Raw genomic sequence first — 16,881 nt, 5'->3', positions numbered from 1 at the left:
GCGATGGTGACCTTTGCGCAGGCGCAGGAGCGCGCGGACGAGTGGGTCAACGGCGACGTTCCGGCGTACCAGCACCGTGAGGTGCGGGTGCGTGAGTTCGAGCTGGGCTTCGTGGTGTGGGCCGAGGACCGTGCCGAGGGCCCGGTTTCGGACGGTGGCCGGCAGCGGCTGGTGATCGCCCGGGACAGCGGCGAGGCGACGTTGTGGCCGGGGCTGCCGGTGGGTGAGGTGATCCGGCGGTACGAGGAGGAGTACGGGTCCTTGGACGGTGCGCCGCCGGCCCCGGAGCCGCCGCAGCGTATCGACCTGAATCAGACGTCGTTCCTGTTGAGCCCGCCGGAGTGGCTCCAGGAGGCGGCGGACAAGCTGGGTATCCCGGACCGGCGGGCGGAAGCGGCCGACCGGACACCTCCGCCCGCCCCCGCCCCCGCGGCCCCGGCCTCTTCCCCTGCTGCGCAGGGTGGGCCGGTTCCGTATGAGCCCACCGCTTCCTCGGCTGTGCAGGCGTCCGCGCCGCAGCCGCCCCTCGGGGCCACTCCGTGGGCGGGTACCGACACGAATGCGGGCTCGGACGAGGGCGAGGTGGGGTTGCCCGCCACCGTGTTCGCGCCGCCGCTTTCGGGTGCCGACGACGAAGGCGCGCCGCCCCGGGTGGTGTCGGCCGACGCGCCGACGGCGCTGATGTCGGGTGGCAGCCAGCTGCCTCCGACTGCGATCGCTCATGGGCTGCCCCCGCAGGGCGGTCCTGCGGCCCCGGCCGCGCCCGTGCACGGTGGTCCCGGTGCTCCGCCGCCGGCTCCTGCGCCGAGCAGTCCTGCGCCGAACCGTGTCGCCGGTCCGGGCCCGCGTGCCGGTGCCGGTGACATCTCGGACGAGGCGACCAGCAAGGCGGTCGTTCCGCCGCGCGGTGCGCGTGGCGGTGGCTCGACGACTCCGCCGCCGCCCGGTGCCCCGGGTACTCCGGGCGCCCGGCCGGGCGGTGCGCCGCTGCCGCCGCCCTCGGGGCCGGGTACGCCGGGTGCTCCGGCGGGCGGGTACGTACCGACGCAGCTCGTGTCGCAGCTGGGCCCGCCCGGTGGACCGCCGCCTCCGGCGCCTCCGGCGCCGCCCGGTTCCACGCCGCCGCCCGGCGGTGGCAACGTGCACCACGCGGCGACGATGTTCGCCGAGCCGGGTCCGGTCGGGCCGTCGGCTCCGCGGCCGCCCGGGGTTCCCGGTGCGCCGCCGCCTCCGGCGCCTCCGGCGCCGCCCGGTTCCACGCCGCCGCCCGGTGGCGGCAATGTGCACCATGCCGCGACGATGTTCGCCGAGCCGGGTCCGGTCGGGCCGTCGGCTCCGCGGCCGCCCGGTCCGCCGGGTCCGCCCGGTCCGCCGGGTGCGCCGATGGGCGGGGTCCCGGGGCCCGTACCGCCGCCGGGTCACACTCCCCCGCCGGCGTACGGCTATCCGCAGGCGCCGGCCGGTCAGCCGACCGTTGGTCCCGGCTACCAGGCCGTGCTGCGCTTTCGCGCGCCGGACGGCAGCGAGCAGCAGCTGATCCGTCGTTCGGCGCCGGGCACTCCGCACCCCGAGTGGCAGATGCTGCACGAGCTGCGGGCCATGAACGTGCCGCCGCAGCAGGTCATCGAGCTGCACACGGAGCTGGAGTCGTGCGAGCTGCCGGGTGGTTACTGCGCTCGGATGATCCGGGAGACGTGGCCGCAGGTGCGGATCACGAGCGTCGCTCCGTACGGCACGGATCACGCGAGCCGGCAGCAGGGCATGCAGCATCTGCTCACGCATCAGGGGGAGCTGCACCAGGTCGCGGACGGTCCGGCGCGTCCGGCGCCGGTGCGGGCTCCGCTGCCGCAGGTGCCGCCTGCGATGCAGGTGCCGCCGGAGGCCGTCGCGGAGGAGATGCTCCAGACGTTCGGCCCGCAGGGGGTGCTGCGCTTCGATCAGCGAGCCGTGTCCCGGCAGGGTGTGCCGGAGATCGTGGCGCGGACGCTGGTGTGGGCGGGGCTGCCCGCCGACTTCGGTCCGTTCTTCTGGGCGCAGCCGGGTCAGCCCGTGGTGCCGACGCTGGCGGAACTGGCGGCGCAGCGGCAGGTGCAGGCGGCTCCTGATGCGGGGTCGTACCTGGTGATGGGTTCGGACTTCGGCCGGGCGATCTGTGTGCAGTACGGGACGGCGAACATCGTGGCCGTGCCGGTGGAGGCGGGTCCGGGCGGGCAGTCGGTGCCGCCGCAGTTCGTGAATACGGGACTGCCGGAGTTCGTGCGTTGTATGGCGTTGCTGGGCCGGATGTGGCGGCTGCGGTTCGGGTTGAATCCGGAGCAGGCGGGCCGCTGGACGGTCGATTTCCAGGCGCAGCTGGTGGCCTTGGACCCGGCGGCTCTGGCGTCGTCGGAGAGCTGGTGGTCGGTGCTGCTGGAGCAGATGTGGGACGGGCTGATCTGACGGGCCGGTCCTCGCGGTAGTGCCGGGGTGTGGCGCCCCTTCCCTCCGGGGGAGGGGCGCCACACCCCTTCTGTGACCTGTGATGCCTGTCGCTTCCGTCCGGAAAGCATCGAATCGATTCCGACTTCTGGGCCAATTGCCGCATCCTTGACGTATTGCTCGATGGTCGGTAGTCGGAAAGAGGCGTCAAGGATGAGTTCTGCACCGGTGTCCGCGCACGGCTTCGTCGGCGTACGCGGTCGTGGTTACCGCCCGGAGCAGGTCGACCGGATGGTGGCCGCGCTGTCGGCGGAGCGGGACGGGGCGCTGGAGCAGGTGGCGCGGCTGACGGCGCTGGCGGAGCGGCTGGTGGCCGAGTCGGCCCGGCTGGACGAGGCCGTCGCCGCGCTGGCGCCGCAGGACTACGCGTCGTTGGGGGAGCGGGCGCAGCAGATCCTGGCGCTTGCCGAGGGCGAGGCGGAGAGCGTTCGGGCCGCCGCCCAGGAGGAGTCGCAGGCGCTGCGGGACGAGGTGGACGCGGAGGCGCGGACCTTGCGCGAGTCCGCGAGGGCCGACGCGGAGGCGATGCGGTCGGCCGCGGCGGGCCATGCCGAGCAGGTGCTGGCCGCTGCCGAGGGCGCGGCCGGTGAAGCGCTGGCCGCTGCCCGGCTGGAGGCGGCGCAGGTGCGCGAGGAGGCGGAGGCCGCGATGGCGGCGACCCGGAGCCGTACGGCGAGTGTGCTGGCCCATCAGGAGCAGGAGCACGGCGAGCGCTGGAAGACCGCCGGGCAGGAGCTTGCGGATGCCGAGGCGGCACAGTCGGCGGAGCACGTGGAGCTGACGCAGCGGGCGGAGGCCGGTCTGGCCGGAGCGCGGCGGGCGCTGGCCGAGGCCGAGGAGGCCGCGCGGCACGGCCAGGAGGACGCGGAGGCGCAGGGGGCGGAGCTGATCGCGGAGGCCCGGGTGCGTGAGGAGCGGGTGGTGCGGGAGACGGAGCGGATCCTGCGCGAGCACGAGGAGGGGCGCGAGGACGTGCAGGCGCACATGGCGCATGTGCGTAACTCGCTGGCGGCGCTGACCGGGCGGGTGGCTCCGGCGGAGGACTGAGGGGCCCGCGCCGCGTCGTGGGGCCGGAAGCGCCGGCTCGGTCCGGTCGCCGCCCCGCCGTCGGCGGGGCGGTCGCGTGCGGCGGCCGGGTCAGGGGCGCGGCCAGGGGCGCTTGGAGAGTTGCTCGATGCTGCTGTTGAAGCGCTTCAGGTAGCCGGCGAAGGCGGCGATGTCGGCGTCCGGCCAGTCGTTCATGACCTCGTCCAGGGAGTGGACGACGCGTTCGCGTTCCGTGTCGAGGAGCTTGGCGCCCTCCTCGGTGATGCGGAACTTGCGGGCCATGCCGCCGTCGGGGTCGGCGATGCGTTCTGCCAGTCCGGCGCGTGTCACGGCGGCGGTCTGGCGGTTGAGGGTGGAGGCGTCGAGGCCGAAGGCGTCGCTCAGTTCGCCGTTGGACATGGGGCCCTGGACGCGGAGGCGGCTCAGCAGGATGTAGGCGCTCCGGTCCAGGAGGGCGTACTTGTGGCGTCCGCCCCGGTGGTCGGCGAGGCTGTGGCGGCCGAGCAGCATCTGCTCGTACTCAACTTCTTCTGTGGGTCTCGGCATGTCTGCGGCCTCCTGCTTCTGCGCCGGCATCGGTCGCGCGTCGGGTTCTGAGCGGCGGCTCATGCTCTCATGAGGTGTGCAGTGGGCACATGATGTGTATGACACATTGGGCATGTACGATGCACGTCGCTGTCCCGGTAGACGGGACCACGACCCCAAGGAGTCTCTCCTCATGGATGCCCCCCAGCCGACAGCCAGATCAGGCGGCGTGGTTGCCACGCTCGCCTTCGCCGGCACCGTGGCGGCGGTCATGCAGACCCTGGTCACGCCGCTCATCGCCGAGCTGCCGAAGCTCCTCGACACGTCCTCCTCCAACGCCGCCTGGGTGATCACCGTCACCCTGCTGGTCTCGGCGGTGTGCGTGCCGGTCTCCGGGCGGCTGGGCGACCTGCTGGGCAAGCGCCGGATGCTGCTCGTGTGTTCGGTGCCGCTGTTCGCCGGCTCGGTGGTCTGCGCGCTCTCGTCCACCGTCGTCCCCATGATCGTCGGGCGTGGTCTGCAGGGCATGGGCATGGGCATGGTGCCGCTCGGCATCGCCCTGCTGCGTGACGTGGTGCCGAGGGAGAAGCTGAGCTCCTCCATCGCCCTGGTCAGTGCCTCCCTCGGGATCGGCGGCGCCCTCGGCCTGCCGATCGCCTCGGCGGTCGCCCAGTACGCGAACTGGCGGGTGCTGTTCTGGGGCTCCGCCGTGCTGGCCCTCGCGATCTCCGCGCTGGTCTGGTTCCTGATCCCGGACGTCCCGGCCGCCGCCAAGGGGCAGCGTTTCGACATGCCCGGCGCCCTCGGCCTGGCCGTCGGTCTGGTCTGCCTGCTCCTCGCCGTCTCCAAGGGTGCCGAGTGGGGCTGGGCGTCCTCGACGACGATCGGCCTGTTCGTCGCCGCCGTCGTGGTGCTCATCGCCTGGGGTTTCTGGGAGCTGTGGACCAAGGACCCGCTGGTCGACCTGCGCACCACGGCCCGCCCCCGCGTGCTCATCACCAACATCGCGTCGCTCTTCGTCGGCTTCGGCATGTACGCCGGCATGCTGATCGCGCCGCAGCTGCTGCAGTTCCCCGAGGCCACCGGCTACGGCCTGGGTCAGTCGATGCTCCAGGCGGGCCTGTGGATGGCCCCCGGCGGCATCATGATGATGATCGTCTCCCCGTTCGGCGGAAAGCTCACCGACGCCCGCGGTCCGAAGTTCACGCTGATCAGCGGTGTGCTGGTCATCGCCGCGGCCTACGGCCTGGGGATTCTCCTGATGGGTTCCGCCTGGGGCCTGATGCTGTTCCTCATGGTCAGCAGCAGCGGTGTCGGCCTTGCCTACGGGGCGATGCCCGCCCTGATCATGAGCTCGGTCCCGGCGTCCGAGACGGCCGCCGCCAACGGGTTCAACACCCTCATGCGCGCGCTCGGCACGTCGATCGGTGCCGCCGTGATCGGCGCGGTCCTCGCGCAGATGACCACGGAGACGGCCGGCTACAGCTTCACCTCCGAGGCCGGGTTCCGTACCGGCCTGATGTTCGGCTGCGGCGTCGCCCTCGTCGCCGTGCTGATCTCGGCGTTCATCCCGGCAGTCCGCGCGTCCGCCGTCGCCGGTGAGACGGCTGACGAGACCGCCTCGCCGGAGGTGGCCGCGGCGAAGGGCTGACCCGGCCCGCGGTCCCGCAAAGCCGAACTGCCCGGCTCCGTCCCCGACAAGGGGCCCGGAGCCGGGCAGTTCGGCGTCATAGCCCGCGAGGCGGTCCTCCGGGGTGGCGCGGTTCGCGTCCGGGGAGGGCCGCCTCGGCAACGGCCTGCGTACTACTTGAGGTCGAGGAGCTGTTGCAGCGGGTCGATCGCGAAGTAGACGAGGAAGAGTGCCGCGGTGCCCCAGAGCAGCCAGTGGACCTCACGGGCCTTGCCCAGGCACGCCTTGATGATGACGTAGGAGACGAAGCCGGCGCCGATGCCGTTGGTGATGGAGTAGGTGAGCGGCATGACGGTGATGGTGAGGAACGCCGGGATGGCGAGGTCGTAGCGGTCCCAGTCGATGTGCTTGACCTGGGTCATCATCAGGAATCCGACCGCGACGAGTGCGGGCGATGCGGCCTGCATGGGCACGATGGTCAGGACCGGGGCGAAGAAGAGGGCCAGGGCGAACATGCCGCCCGTGACGAGGTTGGCGAAGCCGGTGCGGGCGCCCTCGCCGACACCTGCGGCCGACTCGACATAGGTGGTGGCGGACGACGCGGACGCGGCACCGCCGGCGACCGCGGCCGCACCGTCGATGAGCAGGACCCGGCCCAGACCCGGCACCTGTCCCCGCTCGTCGAGGAGTCCGGCTTCGGCGGTGACGCCGACGACGGTGCCCATCGTGTCGAAGAAGTCCGACAGGATGAGCGTGAAGATGAGCAGGATGACGGTCAGGACGCTGATCTCGCCGAACGAGCCCAGCAGGTCGAACTGGCCGAGCAGCCCGAAGTCGGGCGCTGCGACGGGCTTGTCGGGCATGGAGGGGACGGTCAGACCCCAGGACTTCACGTCGGCGATCGAGTTGATGATGATGGAGAGAACGGTCATCACGACGATGCTGATGAGGATGGCGCCCTTGACCTTGCGGGCGAGGAGGACGATCGTCATGATCACGCCGAGGCAGAAGACGAGCATGGGCCAGCCCGTGAGGGTGCCGCTGCCGAGCTGGACGGGAACGGTGGTGTTCGCGGCGTCCGGAATGCGGGTGACGAACCCGGCGTCGACGAAACCGATGAACGCGATGAACAGGCCGATGCCGACACTGATGGCCTGCTTGAGAGCCTGTGGGATGGCGTGCATGATCGCTTCGCGCAGGCCTGACGCCACGAGTACGCAGATCAGCAGGCCCTCGAGCACGATGAGGCCCATCGCGTCGTCCCAGGCCATGAGGGGGGCGACCTGATACGCGACGACAGCGTTGAGGCCCAGGCCCGCGGCCAGGGCGAGCGGCAGGTTACCGCCCACGCCCATGATCAGGGTCATCACCGCCGCCACGAGGGCGGTGGCGGTCACCAGCTGCACAGTGTCCAGCTGGTCGCCGAACTTGTCCTTCGCGCCGCCGAGAATGATCGGGTTGAGCACGAGGATGTACGCCATGGTGAAGAAGGTGGCGAAGCCACCGCGAACTTCCCGGCCGTAGGTCGATCCGCGTTCGGTGATGCGGAAGAACCGGTCGAGGGCACCATCACCGGATCTGGTCGGTGGTATGGGGGCCGGGCTGGTCTTGCTGGGGTGCATGGATACGTCTCCTGGGCCTGCAACGGACAAGGGGGAAGGGGGGAGCCGCTGCTGCCCGGCACAGGTGACAGGCAGTTGTGCGAACACACATGCGGCGCCTTGCGAGCGGATCATACGTGCCATGGCTGCACGCTCAAGGGCTCTACCGCATACCGTTGTTGATGACTCGAAACAGACTGTCGGTTCCTACGGAATCGCCGGTGATCTAATGAGCCAAACCGTGATTCAGGCGACAGCGGTCGTGGATTTTCTGGTGACGATGCCCATACGTTCTGTGCGTGCACCCACCACCCCCTTTCAATGCGCGCGCTGCCCGAGCCCTGCGTGAGAAGCTCGGGATGGCCCACGGCCACGTCGCTTACGCAATGAGGGCCTCCTTCGGGACGGCTCACGTCAGCCCGGAACACATCGCGGCGTGGGAGCGCGGCACGGCCCTGCCCGATCCGCATGAACTCGCGGCGCTGGCAGGCGCGTTGTGGTGTCACCCGAGCGAGATCATGGGGCACCCGCGTACCTTGCGCGAGCACCGCGTCGCCTGCGGGCTGTCGGCCGAGGACGTTGCTCGTGGGACGGGTCTTCCCCTGGACGCCTACGTCCGTATGGAGGAGACCGGTCAGTGGACCGGTGACCAGAGGCAGTCCGCGAAACTCGGCAGCCTGCTCCGCCTCCCGCCGCGCGACCACGTCGCCGTCACCGGGCACGAGGACGAACTCGCCCGCCTGCTCACCGAAGCCGTCAGCACCCGGTGGCAGGCGCATGTTCGCGCCATCGCCAAGCTCGTCTCCGTGGACCGCAAGCAGCTGCACGAGCCGCTGGACTCGATGTACCACGAGTACCAGGCCCTCATGGCGGCCACCCTCAGCCGGGCCAGTGGCGCCACCGCTTCCGGCGAGGACGGGCGGCGCTACGTCGAGGAGATCGTCGACCACTTCTGGGCCAGGCTGGCCGAGCAGTCGTAGCCTCCCGGCAGGGCCGGAACCCCTCTCGCGGTTCAGTGCCCGGCCGGCTCCGCTGCCTGCCTCTGGAGGGCCCGCACCAGAGCCGCCACCTCGGCATGGGCGCGGCGGTGGCCGGTTGTGGCCACACCGATGTGCCGGGCCGGGGCCGGCGGCCTGACCGGGACGGTGCGCAGGCCCGGCACCTGCGGGGTCAGCGCGATGGAAGGGATCAGCGAGACCCCCATCCCCGCGGCGACCAGCGAACGGGCGAAGAAGTAGTCGGTCGTCGTGCCGCGCACTTCCGGATCGAAGCCCGCCCTCTCGGCGTAACGACGCAGGTACGCCTCGGTCCTGAGGCAGCCGAGCACCCAGGGTTCGGCAGCCAGCTCGGCCAGGTCGAGCACCTCGCGGCCGGCCAGACGATGCGCCTCGGGCAGGACCACGTGCAGCGGGTCGTCCATGAGCGCGGTCCACTCCAGGGCGGGGCCGCTGCCCGACTGCCCGGGCAGCGGGCCGTCGAAGTGGTAGGCGAGCGCGAGGTCCGCGGCGCCCTGGCGGACCAGAGGCAGGCTGTCCTCGGGCTCGAACTCCCTTACATGGAGGACGGTCTCGGGGTGGGCAGCCGTCAGCTCGGTGAGGGCGCCGGGGAGCAACAGCCTGCCGCCGCTGGTGAACGTGGCGACGGTGAGCTGGACCCGGCCCGTGCCGAGCTCGGTGACCTGCTGCCGTGCGTGCTCGATCTCGGCGGCCACCGACTCGGCCGCACCGACCATGATCCGGCCGGCCGGGGTGAGGCTGACCCCGCGCGTGCTGCGCGTGACGACCTGGGAGCCGAGGCCGCGCTCCAGAGCGGCCACGTGCTGCGAGACGGCCGAGGCGGTGAGGTGCAGGGCTGCCGCCGCCCGGTTGAAGCTGCCGTGCTCCGCCACTGCCCGCAGGACGCGGAGCCGCTGCACATCGATCAACAGTTTTCCTTAATGCGTAGCCAGTAAGTGAGCACTTCTGCTGGCGACCGTACGTCCCCAGGATGGGGGCATGCAAAGGATCTGCGTCATCGGCGGTAGCCGGTACTTCGGAAAGCTCCTCGTCCGGCGGCTGCACGCCGCCGGGCATCAGGTCACGGTCATCAACCGCGGCTCCACCCCGCCGCCCCCGGGCGTCGAGCACCTCGTCGCCGACCGCGACGACGAGGCCGCCCTCACCGCCGCGCTCGGCACGCGCACCTTCGACGTGGTCGTCGACCAGGTCTGCTACACCCCGGTGCAGGCCGCGATCGCCGTCCGCGCCTTCCGTGACCGAACCCGGCGTTACGTCATGACGTCCACGATCGAGGTCTACGACCCGGCGACCGCCGCCCTGCCTGCCGCCGTGCAGGACACCCCGGTGCCGGAGGAGCGCGTCGATCCCGCGGCCTGGCCGGTGCGCACGGACCTGCCCTGGCACGACGAGGCCTTTCTGGAGGCCCACTACGCCGAGGGCAAGCGGCAGGCGGAGGCCGTCCTCACCCGGGAGGGCCGGTTCGCGTTCGCCTCGGTGCGCAGCGCCCACGTACTCGGCGGCGGTGCCCGGGAGTTCACCGGGCGCCTGGCGTACTACGTCGAGCGCCTCGCCCGGGGCACGGAGATCGTCGTGCACGCGCGGGAGCAGCCCACAGTGTTCATCCACTATGAGGAACTGGCGGACCTGCTCCAGTGGGCGGCAACGGCCACCGGCTTCACCGGCCCGCTGAATGCCTGCTCCGACGGACTGCTCGACGTGCGCGACGTGGCGGCCGCCGTCGCCGCGGAAACCGGCCGGCAGCCCGCGTACCGGACCGTCGCCGCAGGCGAGCCGGCCGGCCCGTTCTCCGCCGACCGGTACTACGCCATGAGCAACAACCGGGCGAAGTCACTGGGTTTCGTCTTCTCCCGCACCGTCGACTGGCTGCCCGGCGCTGTCGCCGAGTCCGTCACCGCGTCCACCACCCCCGCGGCCTGAGGAGCACACCCGTCATGCGACAGCGCACCATCGGGAACATCACGGTCGGCGCCATCGGCCTGGGCGCCATGCCCCTCTCCATCGAGGGGCGCCCGGACGAGCGGCGGGCCATCGCCACCCTCCACGCCGCCCTCGACGCGGGCGTCACGCTCATCGACACCGCCGACAGTTACCACTGGCATGCCGGTGAGCGGGGCCACAACGAACTCCTCGTCGCCCGCGCGCTGCGGAGCTACCGCGGCGACACATCCGACGTCCTGGTCGCCACCAAGGGGGGCCGCGGCCGGCCCGGCGACGGCAGCTGGACGGTCACCGGCACCCCCGAGCACCTCAAGCGCGCCGCCGAGGCCTCCGCCGGGCGCATGGGCGTCGAGGCGATCGGCCTCTACCAGTTGCACAAGCCCGATCCGGCCGTGCCCTGGGCCGAGTCCGTCGGAGCGCTGCGCGACCTGCTCGACGCCGGCACGATCCGGGCCGCCGGAATCTCCAACGTGACCACCGGCCAGATCCGCGAGGCGCACGCCATCCTCGGCGACGGCCTGGTCTCCGTACAGAACCAGTACTCGCCCGCCGTACGCGGCAGCGAGCCGGAGCTCCGGCTGAGTGAGCGACTGGGCCTCGCCTTCCTGCCGTGGAGTCCGCTGGGCGGCATCACCCGAAGCTCACTCGACGGCCCTCCCGGGCCGACCTCCGCGGGCACCGCCTTCCACGACATCGCGGCCGAGCACGGGGTCAGTCCGCAACGAGTCGTCCTGGCCTGGCTTTTGGCCCGATCCCCGGCGGTCATTCCCGTGCCGGGAGCCAGTCGCCCGGCATCGATCCAGGACTCGGCCGGGGCCGCGGAGATCGAGCTGAGCGAGGCGGAGGCCGCGCGACTGGACGACGTTCGCGCTCCGTAGTGGAGATGCGTTCCGCACGGGACGTACGCGGAACGGGGTCCATGCCGAATGGGATCCATGCCGAATGGGATCCATGCCGAATGGGATCCATGCCGAACGGGGTCCATGCCGAACGGGGTCCATGCCGAACGGGATCCATGCGGAACGGGATCCATGCGGAACGGGGTCAGAGACCGAGGCTCAGGACGCGGTCGACGGCGATCTCGACGACGACCAGGTCCGGCGGAGCGGGTGGCGCCGCCCGGTAGCGGGCGGTGTAGCGGTCGACCGCCTCGGCCAGGCGTACGGGGTCGTCGCTGACCGTGGCCCGGCCCTCGACGGTGATCCAGCGGAAGCCGTCCGCCTGGCAGAGTGCGACATGGGCCGCCACGCCTCCCGCCGACACGTTGCGGGCCTTGCGGGCTCCCGCCCTGGTGGTCACCCGGGCCAGACCGGTGGACGCGTCGAAGGTGAAGCGGACGGGCGTGACGTGCGGGGTGTTGTCGGGGCGCAGCGTGGTGAAGGCGGCCGTGCGGGGGAGCGTGAGGAACTCCCGGGCAGCTGCGGAGAGTGCAATGCCAGTCGGGTTCACTTCTTCTTCACCGCCTCGTTCCAGATCAGCTTGGCGATGTTCGGTTTCACCTCGGTGGTGATGACGCCCATGGCCGTACGGACGTAGCGCCGCTCCGTCAGCTCGCGCAGCATGCTCGCGGCGAGGTCCGCACGGGCGGTGAAGACGCCGTCGGCGCTGGTCCGTTCGGTGCGGTAGTCGGTGACGACGGGGTGCTCGAAGAGGCCCGACGGCCGTACGAGGGTCCAGTCGAGGCCGGTTTCGCGGATCACGTCCTCCATGCGGCGCATGTCCTCGTGGAGGGTGCGGCCGAGGCGGCGGTTCACCAGCGGGTCGAGCACGTGGTTGAAGAAGTGCGCACCGGTGGGCTGCCAGTCGGGGTCGGCGATGCTGGAACTGATGGCCAGGAGACGCTTGATGCCGTGCTGGGCCATGGCTGCGGTGATGGCTGTGGCGCTTGCCGAGTACGTGCTGATGCTCTCCTTGCTGAACCGTGCACCCAGCGCGGAGAGCACGGCGTCCGCGCCGCCGATCGCGGCGTCGACGGCCGCCGGATCGGTGGCATCGGCGACGGCCACGGTGAGGCCGGGCCGTGCGGGCAGGGAGCCGGGGCGGCGGGTCACGGCGACGACCTCGTGACCGGCGGCGAGGGCCTGTTCGGTGAGGTGGCTGCCGGTCGCTCCGTTGGCGCCGAAGACTGCGATACGCATGGTGACGATGGTCCTTTGTGTGGTGGCAGGAACGCCCTTGACTGTGCCGATCACGAAACGCAGGCTCAACGCTGATGAATAACGCCGCCCCTGCCTCAGCCCGCACCCGAGGCCGCCCCCGCGGGAATCCGCCGACCCGCGAGTCGATCGTCCCGGTGGCCCGTGCGCTGTTCCTGGAGCGCGGCTACCGGGCCACCACCCTGCGCGCGGTGGCCGGGGCCGCCGGGGTCGACCCGGCGTTGATCGCGTACCACTTCGGGTCGAAGAAAGGCCTGTTCGCCGACGTGATGCAGTTCCAGTGCGCCAACGCGTTGGCCGTGGACGAGGTCCTCGGCGGCGACCCGGCCACGCTCCCCGGCCGGCTGATCGACGCGGTGACGGACCTGTGGGAGGACGCCGACTTCCGCCGGCTGACCGCGCAGGGCGACGAGGCCGCCGACGTGATCCGCGAGTACCTGGAACGCGAACTGCTGGCCCGGCTTGTTGAATTTCTCGGCGGCCGGGACGCGACCGCCCGTGCCACCGCCGTCGTGACGATCCTCGGCGGACTGATCTACACCCGCTATCTCAATCCGCTCGCCACCCCCGCCGCCCTCACCCCGGCCGAGACGCGCACCGTCCTCACCCCGGCCCTGCGCGCGGCACTGGCCCCGAGGCCGCGCACCGGAGCAGACCGCAGGCCCTGAAGCGCTCCCTGCCGGCCCTGCCGTTCCACCCAGGGGTGTGGACCCATGGGCGCAGCCCCTGAGAGACCTCTCCACCCAGGGGCCCAGACCCCTAGGGGGAGCTCCCTACTTCGGGCCAGGGGCCGTTCCTCCCGGCGGAGGACGTGCCGGGACCCGCCCGCTCCGTAGCGTGGTCATGTACCGAGATCGCACCGCGATTGCGGCAGACCACAGGGGGCGGGGTGGGGAAAACCCCACCCGAAGACTGCGCTGGGCACCAGCGCGCCGGACCCCCTCCAGCGACCAGACTTCACAGCAGACGGCGACAACGCGTCGCCGACCGACATAGGAGAAGAACCGTGACAACGGCTGTAACCATTCCCAGGCACGGGGGCACTGGAGGGCGTACGGCCGTGGCTGCGCGAGCGCGGCAGGTCGTCAAGGCGTACGGGGTCGGTGAGACCCGGGTCGTCGCGCTCGACCACGTCGACGTCGACATCGCCCGCGGCCAGTTCACGGCCATCATGGGCCCGTCGGGCTCCGGCAAGTCGACGCTGATGCACTGCCTCGCCGGTCTGGACACCGTGACCTCCGGGCAGATCCACCTCGCGGAGACCGAGATCACCGGGCTCAAGGACAAGAAGCTCACCCAGCTGCGCCGCGACCGCATCGGCTTCATCTTCCAGGCGTTCAACCTCCTGCCGACGCTCAACGCGCTGGAGAACATCACGCTCCCGATGGACATCGCCGGCCGCAAGCCGGACGCCGCCTGGCTGCGGCAGGTCGTCGAGACCGTCGGCCTCGCCGAGCGGCTCAAGCACCGTCCGACCGAGCTCTCCGGCGGCCAGCAGCAGCGTGTCGCGGTGGCACGGGCACTCGCAGCCCAGCCGGAGATCATCTTCGGTGACGAGCCGACCGGGAACCTGGACTCCCGGGCCGGCGCCGAGGTGCTGAACTTCCTGCGCAAGTCCGTCGACGAGCTGGGCCAGACCATCGTCATGGTCACCCACGACCCGGTCGCCGCCTCCTACGCCGACCGTGTGCTGTACCTCGCGGACGGACGCATCGTCGACGAGATGCTCAACCCCACCGCCGACCAGGTGCTGGACCGCATGAAGGACTTCGACGCGCGCGGGCGGACGTCATGACCGTCTGGAAGACCTCGATGCGCAACTTCTTCGCGCACAAGGGACGCATGGCGCTCTCCGCCGTCGCCGTCCTGCTGTCGGTGGCGTTCGTGTGCGGGACGCTCGTCTTCACCGACACGATGAACACCACCTTCGACAAGCTCTTCGCCGCGACGTCGGCCGATGTCACCGTCAGCCCGAAGAGCGCGAAGGTCGCCGAAACCCCCGAGAACGGCAAGCCCGATTCGCTGCCCGCCTCCGTCGTCTCCCAGGTCGAGAAGGCCGACGGGGTGAAGAAGGCCGAGGGTGCCGTCGTCAGCATGGCGGTCACGGTCGTCGACAGCCACAACAAGAACATGGGCTCCGAGAGCGGCGCCCCCACGATGGCGGGCAACTGGACGCAGAACGACCTGCGTTCCATGGAGATCACCTCCGGCCACGCACCGCGCGGCCCGACCGAGGTCATGGTCGACGCCGACACCGCGGACAAGCACGACCTGAAGATCGGTGACGAGCTGCGCACCATCGCGGTCACCGGTGACATCAGGGCGCACATCAGCGGCATCGCCGCCTTCAAGGTCACCAACCCGGGCGCGGCGATCGTCTACCTCGACACGGCCACCGCCCAGCAGAAGCTGCTCGGCAGCCCCGGCGTCTTCACCCATGTCTCCATCACCGCCGAACCCGGCGTCAGCGACACGCAGTTGAAGCAGAACGTCGCCACGGCGCTGGACGGCTCGACCGCGTACAAACTCCAGACGCAGAAGGAAGCCGCGGAGGCCAACAAGGACTCCATGGGCTCCTTCCTCGACGTGATGAAGTACGCGATGCTCGGCTTCGCCGGGATCGCCTTCCTCGTCGGCATCTTCCTCATCGTCAACACCTTCTCGATGCTGGTCGCCCAGCGGACCCGCGAGATCGGTCTGATGCGGGCCATCGGCTCCAGCCGCAAGCAGGTCAACCGGTCCGTGCTCCTCGAAGCGGTGCTCCTCGGCATCGTCGGATCGATCCTCGGCGTCGGCGCGGGTGTCGGGCTCGCCATCGGGCTGATGAAACTCATGGGCGCCATGGGCATGGAGCTGTCCACCGAGGACCTCACCATCGCCTGGACGACCCCCGCGATCGGTCTCGCGCTCGGCATCATCGTGACCGTCCTCGCCGCGTACATCCCGGCCCGCCGGGCCGGCAAGGTCTCCCCGATGGCCGCCCTGCGCGACGCCGGAACGCCGGCGGACGCCAAGTCGGGCTGGATCCGGGCCGGCATCGGCCTGGTCCTCACCGGCGCCGGCGGCGCGGCCCTGTGGGCGACGACGCAGGCGGACAAGGCGAGCGACGGCTCCCTCTTCCTCGGCCTGGGCGTGGTCCTCACCCTCATCGGCTTCATCGTCATCGGCCCGCTGCTCGCCGGGGTCGTCGTACGGGCGCTCAGCGTCGTCGTCCTGCGGCTGTTCGGCCCGGTCGGCCGGCTGGCCGAGCGCAACGCGCTGCGCAACCCGCGCCGGACCGGTGCGACCGGTGCGGCCCTGATGATCGGCCTGGCCCTGGTGGCCTGCCTGTCGGTGGTGGGCTCCTCCATGGTCGCCTCGGCCACGGACGAGCTGGACAAGTCGGTGGGCGCGGACTTCATCGTGCAGGGCGGCCCCGGTCAGCTGATCGTGCCCCAGGCGGCGAAGGCGCTGAAGACCGCTCCCGGCATCGAGCACATCACGAACTACAAGGTTCTCGGCGCGAAGCTCACCAACCCCGACGGTTCGACGACGGACGAGGACGTCACCGCCGCCGACCCGACGTACCCGAGCGACCTGCGGCGCGAGACCGTCGCCGGTGAGCTGGCCGCGGCGTACGGCAAGAACGCCATGTCGGTCGGGGACGAGTACGCCACCAAGCACGGGATCAAGGTCGGTGACACGGTCACCGTCGCGTTCAAGGCGGGCGACACGGCGAAGCTGAAGGTCGCCGCGATCACCTCGGACGACACGACCGTGGACCAGGGCGCGATGTACATGAACACCACGACCGCCGAGCGCTACGTCCCGGCCGACAAGATGCCCCAGAACATGATCATGTTCGCCAAGGCGCAGGACGGCAAGGAGAAGGAGGCCTACGCCGCCCTGAAGGACTCGCTCCACGCGTACCCGACGTACAAGGTGCAGAATCAGGCCGACTTCAAGCAGGATCTGAAGGACCAGATCGGCCAGCTGCTGAACATCGTCTACGGCCTGCTCGCCCTGGCGATCATCGTCGCGGTGCTCGGGGTCGTGAACACCCTCGCCCTGTCCGTGGTCGAGCGGACCCGCGAGATCGGCCTGATGCGCGCCATCGGCCTCTCCCGCCGACAGCTGCGCCGGATGATCCGGCTGGAGTCCGTGGTGATCGCCCTGTTCGGCGCCCTGCTCGGCCTCGGCCTGGGCATGGGCTGGGGCACCTCGGCCCAGAAGCTGCTGGCCCTGGAGGGCCTCGGCGTCCTGGAGATCCCGTGGCCGACCATCATCACGGTGTTCGTCGCCTCGGCCTTCGTCGGACTGTTCGCGGCGCTGGTCCCGGCCTTCCGGGCAGGACGGATGAACGTCCTGAACGCCATCGCCACGGACGGGTGAGACGGGCGGTCCGCATAGACTGACGGTTCCGGCCCCGGGGCGTTCCTCCAAACGCCCCGGGGCCGGATTTCGTACATGGGGGCCTTTCCGGATTCCGTACCTACGTCCCCCTGCGG

General features: G+C 71.0%; 14 protein-coding genes. 9 read left to right on the top strand and 5 right to left on the bottom strand.

The window, feature by feature from the left end:
• Positions 1 to 3: 3 nt before the first annotated feature.
• Positions 4 to 2,439: an SUKH-4 family immunity protein gene (locus SH922_RS16000; protein WP_393058628.1), complete on the top strand. Its 2,436-nt coding sequence runs from the start codon at positions 4 to 6 to the stop codon at positions 2,437 to 2,439.
• Between the two features lie 192 nt (positions 2,440 to 2,631).
• Positions 2,632 to 3,525, top strand: a complete 894-nt coding sequence (locus tag SH922_RS15995; protein WP_393058627.1) for a cellulose-binding protein — start codon at positions 2,632 to 2,634, stop codon at positions 3,523 to 3,525.
• A gap of 90 nt (positions 3,526 to 3,615) precedes the next feature.
• Here SH922_RS15995 and SH922_RS15990 read toward each other — a convergent pair whose 3' ends face one another.
• A complete protein-coding gene (locus SH922_RS15990) occupies positions 3,616 to 4,071 on the bottom strand; it encodes a MarR family winged helix-turn-helix transcriptional regulator (RefSeq protein WP_393058626.1) in 456 nt (151 codons plus the stop codon).
• A 172-nt stretch (positions 4,072 to 4,243) separates the two neighbouring features.
• Here SH922_RS15990 and SH922_RS15985 point away from each other — a divergent pair, with 172 nt between their 5' ends.
• Positions 4,244 to 5,701 carry an MFS transporter gene (locus tag SH922_RS15985; protein ID WP_393058625.1) on the top strand — a complete coding sequence of 486 codons (1,458 nt, stop codon included), beginning with the start codon at positions 4,244 to 4,246 and terminating at the stop codon, positions 5,699 to 5,701.
• 152 nt (positions 5,702 to 5,853) lie between these two features.
• Here the strand turns inward: SH922_RS15985 and SH922_RS15980 are convergent, their stop codons facing one another.
• A complete protein-coding gene (locus SH922_RS15980) occupies positions 5,854 to 7,302 on the bottom strand; it encodes an NCS2 family permease (RefSeq protein WP_393058624.1) in 1,449 nt (482 codons plus the stop codon).
• Positions 7,303 to 7,640: 338 nt separating this feature from the next.
• Between SH922_RS15980 and SH922_RS15975 the strand changes: the two genes are divergently transcribed.
• Positions 7,641 to 8,261 (top strand): helix-turn-helix domain-containing protein, encoded by a 621-nt coding sequence (locus SH922_RS15975; RefSeq protein ID WP_393058623.1) that lies wholly within the window; start codon positions 7,641 to 7,643, stop codon positions 8,259 to 8,261.
• A 32-nt stretch (positions 8,262 to 8,293) separates the two neighbouring features.
• On the opposite strand, the gene SH922_RS15970 is transcribed toward SH922_RS15975, so the two are convergent.
• Positions 8,294 to 9,205 (bottom strand): LysR family transcriptional regulator, encoded by a 912-nt coding sequence (locus tag SH922_RS15970; RefSeq protein ID WP_393058622.1) that lies wholly within the window; start codon positions 9,203 to 9,205, stop codon positions 8,294 to 8,296.
• A gap of 70 nt (positions 9,206 to 9,275) precedes the next feature.
• Between SH922_RS15970 and SH922_RS15965 the strand changes: the two genes are divergently transcribed.
• Together SH922_RS15965 and SH922_RS15960 are read left to right on the top strand one after the other, a co-directional pair.
• Positions 9,276 to 10,217 (top strand): NAD-dependent epimerase/dehydratase family protein, encoded by a 942-nt coding sequence (locus SH922_RS15965; protein ID WP_393058621.1) that lies wholly within the window; start codon positions 9,276 to 9,278, stop codon positions 10,215 to 10,217.
• A 14-nt stretch (positions 10,218 to 10,231) separates the two neighbouring features.
• Positions 10,232 to 11,116: an aldo/keto reductase gene (locus tag SH922_RS15960; RefSeq protein ID WP_393058620.1), complete on the top strand. Its 885-nt coding sequence runs from the start codon at positions 10,232 to 10,234 to the stop codon at positions 11,114 to 11,116.
• A gap of 166 nt (positions 11,117 to 11,282) precedes the next feature.
• Here SH922_RS15960 and SH922_RS15955 read toward each other — a convergent pair whose 3' ends face one another.
• Together SH922_RS15955 and SH922_RS15950 are read right to left on the bottom strand one after the other, a co-directional pair.
• Complete coding sequence (locus SH922_RS15955) at positions 11,283 to 11,687, bottom strand: pyridoxamine 5'-phosphate oxidase family protein (RefSeq protein WP_393058619.1); 405 nt, start codon at positions 11,685 to 11,687, stop codon at positions 11,283 to 11,285.
• Entirely contained in the window at positions 11,684 to 12,376 is a 693-nt protein-coding gene (locus tag SH922_RS15950; RefSeq protein ID WP_393058618.1) for an NAD(P)-dependent oxidoreductase, read from the bottom strand. Before SH922_RS15950 ends, SH922_RS15955 begins: the two co-directional genes overlap by 4 nt.
• A gap of 74 nt (positions 12,377 to 12,450) precedes the next feature.
• On the opposite strand from SH922_RS15950, the gene SH922_RS15945 reads away from it, so the two are divergent.
• From SH922_RS15945 to SH922_RS15935, 3 genes are all read left to right on the top strand, one after another.
• Positions 12,451 to 13,062, top strand: a complete 612-nt coding sequence (locus SH922_RS15945; protein WP_393058617.1) for a TetR/AcrR family transcriptional regulator — start codon at positions 12,451 to 12,453, stop codon at positions 13,060 to 13,062.
• A 338-nt stretch (positions 13,063 to 13,400) separates the two neighbouring features.
• Positions 13,401 to 14,189 carry an ABC transporter ATP-binding protein gene (locus SH922_RS15940; protein ID WP_148019058.1) on the top strand — a complete coding sequence of 263 codons (789 nt, stop codon included), beginning with the start codon at positions 13,401 to 13,403 and terminating at the stop codon, positions 14,187 to 14,189.
• Positions 14,186 to 16,765: an ABC transporter permease gene (locus SH922_RS15935; protein ID WP_393058616.1), complete on the top strand. Its 2,580-nt coding sequence runs from the start codon at positions 14,186 to 14,188 to the stop codon at positions 16,763 to 16,765. Before SH922_RS15940 ends, SH922_RS15935 begins: the two co-directional genes overlap by 4 nt.
• The last annotated feature ends 116 nt before the right edge of the window (positions 16,766 to 16,881 follow it).

It is taken from the genome of Streptomyces sp. LN549, from assembly GCF_043203805.1.
Taxonomy (GTDB): Bacteria; Actinomycetota; Actinomycetes; order Streptomycetales; family Streptomycetaceae; genus Streptomyces.
The sequence above is the reverse complement of the archived record's forward strand: the minus strand, read 5'-3'. Positions and strand labels throughout refer to the sequence as shown.